This is a genomic window from Rhizobacter sp. P3_B12 (assembly GCF_056402895.1).
Genome location: NZ_JBFUGN010000094.1, coordinates 1 through 12,003 on the forward strand (window position 1 = coordinate 1; position 12,003 = coordinate 12,003).

Here is a 12,003-nt window from a genome sequence, read left to right on the forward strand (position 1 = left end):
TACTGGGTGATCCGGCAAACATGGAAGAAATCTTCGGTTGATTTTGCATACTCGCCTGTATATGGAATTCTGTCTATGCGCTCAAAGAAAGGGCAACTCATTCTGCGAGGCAAGTGCGGCATCGCCCCTCAAATTGACTCTGCAGAGTGTCAATAATGTTAATCCCTCCCGATTTTAATTCTATGGACCGTTGAATGGGCCATTAATTTCGTGGCTGCGCGAGCTTCGGTTTGGAATTAAAAATTCATAGTGGCTAACTCTGCCGACATGGGGGAGACGGGGCTCGCTTGGCCGGCAGATGCGTGTAGTTGTACAAAATAGGGAGTTTCTATGCCGTCATTCGGGACTGGTTTCACGAAGAAGGGTGCGAAGCCGCCGCCCTGGATCATCTTCGTTCTCATCGCAGMGCTTGTGATTCTTGTAGTGCTCTTGATCGTGCGGCATGCGTGATACGAACGGCTGGCAAAACCGATGCTCAACTGCGCGCGTCTGCCGGTAAGACAAATCTCGGCACGAATGCTTACGGTGGCGGAGTGGGTGCAGCCGGTGGTCTGGGCGTGGCGCAATGCGAGTGTTCGAAATGAAGCTGCAGTTCAAGCCAAAGATTTTCGTGACGATGCTCGCTGTGTGCTCGGCGATAGCTGGCGCCGCTGCGTGGATCACCGGGCTGAATTTCTGGATGCTTGCGGCCATCCTTGTCGCTGCTGTGCTCGTCAATGGACTTATCACTTCAGTCGACGACGAGTCTTCTCGGAAGCAAGAGTGACGGACGGTTGATTCCATAGGCTTCGAGCGCATGCATAGGCGCTCCACACGTTTCTTTGCACGCCTGAAATCCAAGCGACACGCCGGCATCCAAAGATGAAGCTGTCCAGGAGATTTCGATGAGCATCACCATCCAGCGTCTCGCCTTCACCGTCGCCGCCATCGCGTTGGCGGCCTTTGCCAGCGTGGCTTCCGCCCAGGAGCGCCACGGCCACGGCGGTCCCGGCCGCCCGGGGCCGGCCCCGGGCTACCGCTCGCCGCACTGGCAGTTCGACAACCGCTACCACCACGACCACTACTACCCGTCGCGCGGGTATGTCGCCGCGGCGTTGCCGGGCGGCAGCATCAGCATCGGGTTCCACGGGGGCAACTACTTCTACCAAGGCGGCGTCTGGTTCCGCCCGCAGGGCCCGCGCTACATCGTCGTCGCGCCGCCGTTCGGCATCGTCGTGCCGCWGCTGCCGCCGGCCTACACCACGCTCTACATCGGCGGCGCGCCGTACTACTACGCCAACGGTGCCTACTACGCGACCGCGCCGGGTGGCTACGCCGTGGTCGAACCGCCGCCGGGCGCCGATGCCGCGCAGCCCACACCGCTCCCGCCGCCCCCCAAGCCCGAGCCGGACCCGATCCTCTACCCGCGCACCGGACAGAGCCCGGCGCAGACCGAGGCGGACCGCCAGGAATGCAACCGCTGGGCGACCACGCAGCCGGCGGCAATGGCGGATGCCTCCGTCTTCCAGCGCGCGGTGGCGGCCTGCATGGATGGCCGCGGCTACACCGTGCGCTGATATTGGGGGCTCCACCCCCTTGGCTGGGCGGTTGTGGGCAGGGAGCGGGGCCGTTAAGTTTCGGCTCCACTCCCTCTCGCTCGACCGATGCGCCTGTCCACCCTCCTGCTGCTGCTCTGTTGCCTCGCCGCCACGGCGCAGGCGCAGGCGCAGGTGCAGGTGCAGCCGGACGCATCCACGTCAGATGACCTGCTGGTCCGCCTGACGCGTGACGAAGCCGTCGCCTACGAAAACGGCGAAGGCGTGCCGCGCGATCCGGCACGCGCCGCGCAGCTCTACTGCCAGGCCGCCCGCCAGGGCGATGCCGAATCGCAATACAACCTCGCGTGGATGTACGCGAACGGCCGCGGCATCGACCGCAACGACGCCACCGCGTCGTTCTTCTTCCACGCCGCTGCCGAGCAGGGCCTGCCTCAGGCGGTGCGCATGCTCGAACGCGTCGGCCAGCCCGGCATCGACATTCCCGACTGCATGCGCCCGCCCGCGCCGGTGGTGGCCGCCGCGGTGCAGGCCACGCCCGCGGCCGCCGCGCCTACCGCCGAACTGCGCAGCAACGGCCCGAAGTACATCGTCGACTTGGTGAAGACCATCGCGCCGGAGTACCGCGTCGACCCGCAGCTCGCGCTCGCGTTCATCCAGGTCGAGTCGAACTTCGACGTGGTCGCGCTGTCGCCGAAGAACGCGCAGGGCCTGATGCAGCTGATCCCCGAGACCGCCGCCCGCTTCAACGTGAAGCGGCCGTTCGACCCGGCGCAGAACATCCGCGGCGGGCTCGCTTACATCCGCTGGCTGCTCGCCTACTACCGTGGCGACGTGACGCTGGTGGCGGCGGCCTACAACGCCGGCGAAGGCGCGGTGAACCGCTACCGCGGCGTGCCGCCGTATGCCGAGACGCTGGGCTACGTGAGCCGCATCCTGAAGTCGTCGCGCATGCTGACGCACCCGTTCGACACCACGGTCACCGAGGCCTCCCCGCAACTCGCGGTCATGCGCAAGTTCTAGCCACTCTGCCTGCTGTCCGGACAGTGCGCACTGTCCGCGTTCCGTTCACGCCCGCCTGGCGCGGCCTGCGGGACAACCCGAAGACGCCGGCACAAAGTCCTTGCCGCTCAAGGGCTTGAACGCCGCGGCGCACGATGGCCCCGATGTGGCACGTCGCTTGCGCTGTACAGGTGCACGCGCTTCACCATTCCAATAAAACAGGAGACAGCATGACCGCGACCCGACAGCGCCCGATGGCGCTGCTGGCCTGCCTTGCCCTGGCCGGCCTCTTGATCGCCGCCACCGGCGCGCAGGCGCAGACCCAGGACATCCGCATCGCCCACGTCTACAGCAAGACCGGCCCGCTCGAGGCCTACGGCAAGCAGACGCAGACCGGTTTCATGATGGGGCTCGACTACGCGACCGGCGGCACGATGACGGTGGCCGGCCGCAAGCTCACGGTGATCGAGCGCGACGACCAGGGCAAGCCCGACGTCGGCAAGAGCCAGCTCGCGGCGGCCTATGGCGACGACAAGGCCGACATCGCGGTCGGCCCGTCGTCGTCGGGCGTCGCGCTGGCGCTGCTGCCGGTTGCCGAGGAGTACAAGAAGGTGCTGCTGGTCGAACCCGCGGTGGCCGATTCGATCACCGGCGACAAGTGGAACCGCTACATCTTCCGCACCGGCCGCAACAGCTCGCAGGATGCGATCGCCAATGCGGTCGCGCTCGACAAGCCCGGCGTCACGATCACCACGCTCGCACAGGACTACGCGTTCGGCCGCGACGGCGTGAAGGCCTTCAAGGAGTCGATCAAGAAGGCCAGGCTGATCGACGGCGAGTACCTGCCGACCAGCACCACCGACTTCACCGCCGGCGCGCAGCGCTTGATCGACAAGCTGAAGGACCAGCCCGGCCGCAAGATCATCTGGATCCTTTGGGCCGGGGCCGGCAACCCGTTCAAGATCGCTGACCTCGACCTGAAGCGCCACGGCATCGAGATCGCGACCGGCGGCAACATCCTGCCGGCGATGGCCGCGTACAAGAACTTCCCCGGCATGGAAGGCGCCACGTACTACTACTTCGGCATCCCGAAGAACCCGGTCAATGAATGGCTGGTGGCCAACCACTACAAGCAGTTCAAGGCACCGCCGGATTTCTTCACCGCCGGCGGCATGAGCGCGGCGATCGCGGTCGTCGAGGCGCTGAAGAAGACGCAGGGCGCGACGGCCGCCGACAAGCTGATCGCCGCAATGGAAGGCATGGCCTTCGAGACGCCCAAGGGCCGCATGGTGTTCCGCAAGGAGGATCACCAGGCGATGCAGAGCATGTACCACTTCCGCATCAAGGCCGACCCGGCGTTCGCCTGGGGCGTGCCGGAGCTGGTGCGCGAGATCAAGCCCGACGAGATGGACGTGCCGATCCGCAACAAGCGCTGAGCAACGTCCACCCCACAACCAGGAGACGCCATGTTGAAGAACCGGTTCGCCAGGATCGGGGCTGCGGCCTCGCTCGCCTTCGTCTGTGCCGCGGCCTGCCAGGCCACCCCGCTGCCGCAGTTGCAGATCGACCCCGCCGAGGTCAGCGTGTCCGGCCTGTCGTCCGGCGGCTTCATGGCGGTGCAGATGCACGTCGCCTACTCGGCCACCTTCAAGCGCGGTGCCGGCATCGTCGCCGGCGGGCCGTACTACTGCGCCGAGGGATCGATCGTCAACGCGACCGGCCGCTGCATGACGCACGCGAGCACCATCCCGGTCAGCAGCCTCGTCAGCACCACCAACAGCTGGGCCACGAACGGCCTGATCGACCCGGTGGCCAACCTCGCCAACTCGAAGGTCTACCTCTACTCCGGTACCTCGGACAACACCGTCAAGCCCGCGGTGATGAACGACCTGAAGACGTACTACCAGAGCTTCGTGCCGGCGGCCAACCTCTTCTACAAGAACACCATCGCGTCCGGCCACGCGATGATCACCGACGACTACGGCAGCAGCTGCGCCACGACCGCGTCGCCCTACATCAACGACTGCGATTTCGACCTCGCCGGCGAGATCCTGAAGCAGCTGCACGGCACGCTGAACCCGCGCAACAACGGCACGCTGTCGGGCACCTTCACCGAGTTCGACCAGACCGCCTTCATCACCGGCCACGGCATGGCCACCACCGGCTGGGTCTACGTGCCGCAGAGCTGCAGCGCCGGTGCCGTGTGCAAGCTGCACGTGGTGTTCCACGGCTGCCAGCAGAACACCGCGCTGGTCGGCCAGCAGTACGTGCGCAACACCGGCTACAACCGCTGGGCCGACACCAACGGCATCGTGGTGCTCTACCCGCAGACCAGCACGCAGGCCACCAACAGCTGCTGGGACTGGTGGGGGTATGACAACGCGAACTACGCGAAGAAATCCGGCCCGCAGATGGCCGCGGTGCGCGCGATGATGACGACGCTGGGCAGCGGCTCGGCGCCGTCCGGGCTGCCGGCACCCACCGGCGTCGGCACCTCGGGCGCCACGGCGAGCAGCATGGTGATCGGCTGGGGCAGCGTCAGCGGTGCGAGCGGCTACAACGTGTACCGCGGCGGCAACCAGGTCAACGCGAGCCTCGTCACCGCGACGAGCTACACCGACACCGGTCTCGCCGCCGGCACCACCTATTCATGGACGGTGAAGGCGGTCGACGGCAGCGGCATTGAAGGGCCGTCGTCCAGCGCGGCCACCGGCACCACCACCGGCGCACCGCCGGCCGCCACCTGCACCACCGCGAGCAACTACGCGCACGTCGCGGCCAACCGCGCGCACGTGCAGGGCGGCTATGCGCTGGCCAACGGCTCGAACCAGAACATGGGGCTGTGGAATCTCTTCGTCACGACGACGCTGAAGATGACCGGCACGAACTACTACGTGATCGGCACCTGCCCCTGACCGCTGCGATGCTCGAGACCCAGGACCTCACCATCCGCTTCGGCGGCCACGTCGCGGTCGATCGCGTCAGCTGCAGCTTCGAACCCGGCACGCTGACCGCGATCGTCGGGCCGAACGGCGCCGGCAAGACGACCTGGTTCAACCTGATCTCCGGCCAGCTGCGCGCCAGTGCCGGCCGCGTGCTGCTGCACGGCACCGACATCACCGCCGAAGGCCCGGCCGCGCGCACGCGGCGCGGCATCGGCCGGGCCTTCCAGCTGACGCAGTTGTTCCCCGGCCTGCCGGTGCGCGAGAACGTGCGGCTCGTCGTGCAATCGCGCGCACGGCTCGGCCTGAACCTGTGGTCGGTGTGGCGCGACCACCGCGGCGTGCTCGAGCGCACGCAGCAGCTGCTCGAGCAGGTGCGCCTCGAAGCCCGGGCCGATCAACCGGCTGGCAGCCTGCCGCATGGCGACCAGCGCAAGCTGGAGGTGGCGATGCTGATGGCGCTGGAGCCGAGCGTCTTCATGTTCGACGAGCCGACCGCCGGCATGAGCGTCGACGAGGTGCCGGTGGTGCTGGACCTGATCCGCCAGCTGAAGGCGCGCACCGACTGCACGATCCTGCTGGTCGAGCACAAGATGGACGTGGTGCGCGAACTGGCCGACCGCATCGTCGTGCTGCACAACGGGCAGCTCGTCGCCGACGGCGAGCCCGGGCTCGTGATCGCGTCGCCAATCGTGCAGCAGGCCTACCTGGGGCTGGCGGCATGAGCGCAGCCCTGACGCTGGAAGGCGTGCACACGCACGTCGGCGCCTACCACCTGCTGCAGGGCGTCGATCTCGACGTGCCGACCGGGCAGGTGACGATGCTGCTCGGCCGCAACGGCGCCGGCAAGACCACCACGCTGCGCACGGTCATGGGCCTGTGGATGGCGTCCGCCGGCCGCGTCGCGTTCGACGGCGACGACATCACGCGCCTCGGCACGCCGCGCATCGCGCAGCGCGGCATCGCCTACGTGCCCGAGAACATGGGCATCTTCGGCGACCTGACGGTGCGCGAGAACCTGCTGCTGGCCGCGCGCGGCGCCCGCTCGCTGGCCGACATCGACACGCAGCGCCTCGACTGGCTGTGCGGCCTGTTCCCGGCGCTGCGCACGTTCTGGCTGCACCCGGCCGGCGCGCTGTCGGGCGGGCAGAAGCAGATGCTCGCGATCGCGCGCGCGATGATCGAGCCGCGCCGGCTGCTGCTGATCGACGAGCCGAGCAAGGGCCTCGCGCCGGCCATCGTGCTGAACCTGGTCGCGGCGCTGCGCGAGATGAAGGCAACGGGCACGACGATCCTGCTGGTCGAGCAGAACTTCGCGATGGCGCGCGCGCTCGGCGACCGTGTCGCGGTGATGGACGGCGGCCGCATCGTGCACCRCGGCGCAATGGCCGAGCTCGCCGACGACGACGCGTTGCAGCAGCGTCTGCTCGGCCTGTCGCTGGGAGTGCACCCATGAGCACCACGCTGCCCCGCTCGTCGTTCGACTTCGTGCCGATCGCGCTGGTGCCGCTGCTCGCGCTCGCGGCCTGGCCGCTGATCGGCTCGTCGTCGAGCTGGCTCACGCTGACCGTCGCCGGCCTCGCGATGGGGATGATCGTCTTCATCGTCGCGTCGGGCCTGACGCTGGTGTTCGGCCTGATGGACGTGCTGAACTTCGGCCACGGCGTGTTCATCGCGTTCGGCGCCTTCATCGCGACCAGCGTGCTCGGCGGCCTGGCCGACTGGACCGGCGCCGACAGCCTGTGGCTCAACCTGGCCGCGCTGTTCCCGGCGATGCTGGCCGCGATGGCGCTCGCCGCCGCGCTCGGCTGGGCCTTCGAGCGCGTGCTGGTGCGCCCGGTCTACGGCCAGCACCTGAAGCAGATCCTGATCACGATGGGCGGCATGATCATCGGCGAGGAGCTGATCAAGGCGATCTGGGGCCCGGCGCTGATCCCGCTGTCGCTGCCGCAGGCGCTGCGCGGCGTGCTGGCGCTCGGCGATGCGTCGGTCGAGAAATTCCGGCTGCTCGCCACCGGGCTTGGCGCCGTCGTGCTGGCCGCGATGCTCTACACGCTGAACCGCACCAAGCTCGGCCTGCTGGTGCGCGCCGGCGTGCAGGACCGCGAGATGGTCGAGAGCCTCGGCTACCCGGTGCGCACGCTGTTCGTCGGCGTGTTCGTCGCYGGCTCGGCGCTGGCCGGGCTCGGCGGCTCGCTGTGGGCGCTGTACCAGCAGGGCGTGGTACCGCAGATCGGCGCGCAGCTGAACGTGCTGATCTTCATCGTGATCATCATCGGCGGGCTGGGCTCGACGCTTGGCTGCTTCGTCGGCGCGCTGCTGGTCGGGCTGCTGGCCAACTACACCGGCTTCCTGTGGCCGAAGGTCGCGCTGTTCTCGAACATCGGCCTGATGGTCGCGGTGCTGCTGTGGCGCCCGCGCGGGCTGTACCCGGTGAGTTCGCGATGAGCGCGCGCCTGCTGGATCGCCTGCTGTCGCACGACCTGCCGCGCAGCCGCGTGCTCGCGCTGCTGCTGGCCGCCATCGTGCTGGGCCTGGCGCTGACGCCCTTCGTGTTCCCCGGCACGCAGGCGATGAACGTGGCGGCCAAGGTGATGGTCTTCATCGTGCTGGTCGCGAGCTTCGACCTGCTGCTCGGCTACACCGGCATCGTCAGCTTCGCGCACACGATGTTCTTCGGCATCGGCGCCTACGGCATCGCGATCGCCAGCACGCGGCTCGGGCCGGGCTGGGGCGCGCTCGGGGTGGGCGTGGCGGCGGCGCTCGCGGTGTCGCTGGTGCTGTCGCTCGTGATCGGCCTGTTCAGCCTGCGCGTGAAGGCGATCTTCTTCGCGATGATCACGCTGGCGGTGGCCTCGGCCTTCCTGACGCTCGCCTCGCAGCTGTCGGAGTGGACCGGCGGCGAAGACGGGCTGAGCTTCCGGCTGCCCGAAGCGTTGAGCGACCGGCGCGCCGCCTACTACCTGCTGTTCGCCTGCGCCACCGCGCTGGTGCTCGCGATGCTGCGCATCGTCAATTCGCCGTTCGGCCGCGTGCTGCAGGCGATCCGCGAGAACGACTTCCGCGCCGAGGCCATCGGCTACCGCACGGTGGTGTACCGCACGCTGTCGAACGTGCTGTCGGCGCTGTTCGCGACGCTCGCCGGCTGCCTGCTCGCGCTCTGGCTGCGCTACAACGGTCCGGACACCTCGCTGAGCTTCGAGATCATGCTCGACGTGCTGCTGATCGTCGTGATCGGCGGCATGGGCAGCGTGTACGGCGCGGTCGTCGGCAGCCTGCTGTTCGTGCTGGCGCAGAGCTACCTGCAGAACCTGATGGCGCTCGCGGCGCCGCTGGTCGGCGGCGTGCCGCTGCTTTCCACGCTGATCTCGCCCGAGCGCTGGCTGTTGTGGCTCGGGGTTCTCTTCGTGCTGTCGGTCTACCACTTCCCGAACGGGATCGTGGGCCGGCTGCGCGCGATGCGGACACGCCGGCACGACCATCCCACCCAGAAGGAGACATAACCATGAACCTGCACCGGATCACGCTCGCCGCCCTCGGACTGTCTGCGGTCGCCCTCGCCGGCTGCGGCAGCGACGACGACACGCCACCGCCCGTCAACACGCTGCCTGCCAACGTCACGCAGCAGTCGATGACGGACTACCCCGCCACCAGCACCGGCGCCGGCAGCACCGCCGCGACGCAGGACCTGCTGACCGGCGGCCTCGGCAAGTCCGGGCTCGGCGGCGCGGCACCCACCTACGCCGATCCGCTGAACCCGACCGCCGCCGAGCTGCGCCGCAACGCCCTCTTCAGCAACTACCGCGGCCTGGTCGACATCAGCGCCGGCGGCGGCTACGGAACGCTGTACGGCCCGAACGTCGACGTGAGCGGCCAGGCGACGACCGGCGAAGGGCTGATCCCGGGCCGCGAGTACGTCGCGGTGCTGGACAACGCAGCCGGCACCAAGCGGGTCGCGATCGCGGTGCAGATCCCCGACACCTTCAACCAGAGCGCGCCCTGCCTCGTGCTCGGCCCGTCGTCCGGTTCGCGCGGTGTGTATGGTGCGATCGCCACCTCGGCCGAGTGGGGCCTGAAGCACGGCTGCGCGGTCGCGCTGACCGATGCAGGCAAGGGCATGGGGCTGTACGACATGACGGACGACACGGTGACCCGCATCGACGGCACGCGCGCGACGCGCGCTGCGGCCGGCGCGGCCGCCTCGTTCGCCGCCGCGGTGACGGACGCTGCTCGTGCGACGTACAACGCGCTGTTCCCGAACCGGCTGTCGCTGAAGCAGGCGCACTCGCAGCAGAACGCCGAGAAGGACTGGGGCAGCGACACGCTGGTGGCCGCCGCCTATGCGCTGTATGCGTTGAACGACCGCTTCGGCAATGCGGCCGCGCCGCTGCCGTTCACCGCGGCCAACACGATCGTGATCGCCGGCTCGGTGTCGAACGGCGGCGCGGCGGTGCTGCGTGCGGCCGAGGCCGACACCACGGGCCTGATCGATGGCGTGGTCGCCGGCGAGCCGGTGACCGAGCTGCCGACGACCGCGGGCTACGGCGTGCAGTTCGCCGGTGCGGCGGTCACGGGCTACGGCAAGAAGCTGGGCGACTTCACGACCTACGGCAACGTCTACCAACCCTGCGCCGCGCTGGCGGCAGGCGCGGCGATGGCCGAGACCTCGACCTTCAACTACCTGGTGGCGACCGCGCAGACCGGCAAGGCCGYGGCGCGCTGCGCGGGCCTGGCAGCCAAGGGCCTGGTGACCGGCGCGGACACCGCGGCCCAATCGGCCGATGCATTGGACAAGCTGCGCGCCTACGGCTGGACGGCCGACAACGACCAGATGCACAACGCGCACTACGCGCTGGGCAACGGGCCGATCCTGTCGGCGATGTACCCGATGATGTACGGCCGCTTCTCGGTGACCGACAACCTGTGCAACGCGAGCTTCGCGCAGGTGGACGCCGGCGGCAACCCGATCGCAGCCCTCGCGGCAAGCAAGGCGCCGAGCTTCGCGACCGGCAACGGCACCGCCAACGGGTCGCCGGCCTCGGTGGTCTACAACGACTCCGTCGGCGGCGCGAAGCTGTGGTCGGCCGCAACCTCGGTGTCGACCGGCGTGCAGGACTTCGGCCTCGACAACGCGCTGTGYCAGCGCGCGCTGGTGACCGGCGTCGACGAGACCGGCGCGGCGCTGACGGCCACCGCGTCGTCGACGCGCCCGACCGCGGCGCAGGCGGCGGCGGTGCAGGCCGGCATGGCCGAGGTGGTCGTCAACGGCAACCTGCGCGCGAAGCCGGCGCTGGTGGTGGCGGGCCGCAGCGATGCGCTGGTGCCGGTCAACAACAACGCGCGGGCCTATGTCGCGTTCAACAAGACGGTGGAGGCGGCCGGCAAGCTGGGCTACATCGAGGTGACGAACGCGCAACACTTCGACGGCTTCCTGTCGTTCGCCGGCTTCGACACGCGCTTCGTGCCGCTGCACGTGTACTTCAACCGGGCGATGGACGCGATGTACGCGCACCTGAAGACCGGCACCGCGCTGCCGCCCAGCCAGGTGGTGCGGGCGACGCCGCGCGGCGGCGTGCCGGGTGCGGCACCGGCGATCACCGCGGGCAACGTGCCGGCGATCAGCGCCGCGCCGCTGATGGCGGACCAGATCGGTTTCAGCGGCACGTCGATTGCCGTTCCGAACTAGGGAAGACGGTGGCCTTCACGTCGCACTACCTGGCCTGCGAAGGCCGCGAGCTCCACTACACCGAGTGGGGCGCCGGCCGTGCCGAGACGGTGATCGCCTGGCACGGCCTCGCGCGCACCTGCCGCGACATGGACGAGGTGGCGGCGCACCTGTCGCAGCGGTTCCGGGTGATCTGCCCGGACACGCTCGGCCGCGGCCTGAGCGAGTGGAGCCGCGATCCGGAGCGCGAGTACTGCCTGGCGTTCTACGTGCAGCAGGCGGTGTCGCTGGTCGACCAGCTCGGGTTGCACGACTTTCATTGGGTGGGCACGTCAATGGGCGGCGCGATCGGCACGCTGGCCGCGGCCGGGCCGTTGCGCGGCCGCATCCGCAAGCTGGTGCTGAACGACAACGGCCCGGAGCTGGCCGAGCCGGCGCTCGCGCGCATCCGCGGTTATGCGGGGCGGCCGGCCGCCTTCGAGACGGTGAGCGAGCTGGAGCAGTACTTCCGCAGGATCTACCAACCGTACGGCTGGCTGAGCGACGGCCAGTGGCGGCGCCTGACCGAGAGCTCGACGCGCCGCCTGCCCGACGGCCGCGTGACGCCGCACTACGACCCGGCGATGGTGATGCAGTTCACCCACCACGACGACGACTACCGGCTGTGGGACGCGTGGGACACGCTGACGCTGCCGGTGCTGTGCCTGCGCGGCGAGCACTCCGACCTGCTGCTGCCCGAGGTGGCCGAGCAGATGCGACAGCGCGGCCCGCGCGCGCAGGTGGTGACGGTGCCGGGCTGCGGGCATGCGCCGGCGTTGAACGTGCCGGAGCAGTTGACGGTGGTGGAGCGGTTCCTGAT

The 12,003-nt window shown here is 68.8% G+C and carries 11 protein-coding genes; all 11 read left to right on the top strand.

Features of this window, described 5'->3' with window-relative positions:
- Positions 1 to 580: 580 nt before the first annotated feature.
- Positions 581 to 766 (top strand): hypothetical protein, encoded by a 186-nt coding sequence (locus AC1D01_RS07995; RefSeq protein WP_477865524.1) that lies wholly within the window; start codon positions 581 to 583, stop codon positions 764 to 766.
- A gap of 118 nt (positions 767 to 884) precedes the next feature.
- On the top strand, positions 885 to 1,556 hold the full coding sequence (locus tag AC1D01_RS08000) for a DUF6515 family protein (protein WP_477865525.1): 672 nt from the start codon (positions 885 to 887) through the stop codon (positions 1,554 to 1,556).
- 87 nt (positions 1,557 to 1,643) lie between these two features.
- Positions 1,644 to 2,558, top strand: coding sequence for a lytic transglycosylase domain-containing protein (locus AC1D01_RS08005; RefSeq protein WP_477865526.1), 915 nt, complete (start codon positions 1,644 to 1,646; stop codon positions 2,556 to 2,558).
- A gap of 233 nt (positions 2,559 to 2,791) precedes the next feature.
- A complete protein-coding gene (locus AC1D01_RS08010; RefSeq protein ID WP_477865533.1) occupies positions 2,792 to 3,973 on the top strand; it encodes a substrate-binding domain-containing protein in 1,182 nt (393 codons plus the stop codon).
- Positions 3,974 to 4,003: 30 nt separating this feature from the next.
- A complete protein-coding gene (locus AC1D01_RS08015; RefSeq protein WP_477865527.1) occupies positions 4,004 to 5,452 on the top strand; it encodes an extracellular catalytic domain type 2 short-chain-length polyhydroxyalkanoate depolymerase in 1,449 nt (482 codons plus the stop codon).
- Between the two features lie 8 nt (positions 5,453 to 5,460).
- Positions 5,461 to 6,204: an ABC transporter ATP-binding protein gene (locus tag AC1D01_RS08020; protein WP_477865528.1), complete on the top strand. Its 744-nt coding sequence runs from the start codon at positions 5,461 to 5,463 to the stop codon at positions 6,202 to 6,204.
- Positions 6,201 to 6,935 (top strand): ABC transporter ATP-binding protein, encoded by a 735-nt coding sequence (locus AC1D01_RS08025; protein WP_477865529.1) that lies wholly within the window; start codon positions 6,201 to 6,203, stop codon positions 6,933 to 6,935. The genes AC1D01_RS08020 and AC1D01_RS08025 overlap by 4 nt, the downstream gene beginning before the upstream one ends.
- On the top strand, positions 6,932 to 7,927 hold the full coding sequence (locus tag AC1D01_RS08030; RefSeq protein ID WP_477865530.1) for a branched-chain amino acid ABC transporter permease: 996 nt from the start codon (positions 6,932 to 6,934) through the stop codon (positions 7,925 to 7,927). Before AC1D01_RS08025 ends, AC1D01_RS08030 begins: the two co-directional genes overlap by 4 nt.
- An 8-nt stretch (positions 7,928 to 7,935) precedes the next feature.
- Positions 7,936 to 8,982 (top strand): branched-chain amino acid ABC transporter permease, encoded by a 1,047-nt coding sequence (locus AC1D01_RS08035; RefSeq protein WP_477865534.1) that lies wholly within the window; start codon positions 7,936 to 7,938, stop codon positions 8,980 to 8,982.
- A 2-nt stretch (positions 8,983 to 8,984) separates the two neighbouring features.
- Entirely contained in the window at positions 8,985 to 11,165 is a 2,181-nt protein-coding gene (locus AC1D01_RS08040; protein WP_477865531.1) for a 3-hydroxybutyrate oligomer hydrolase family protein, read from the top strand.
- An 8-nt stretch (positions 11,166 to 11,173) separates the two neighbouring features.
- On the top strand, positions 11,174 to 12,003 hold an 830-nt coding region (locus AC1D01_RS08045; RefSeq protein ID WP_477865532.1), incomplete at its 3' end, for an alpha/beta fold hydrolase.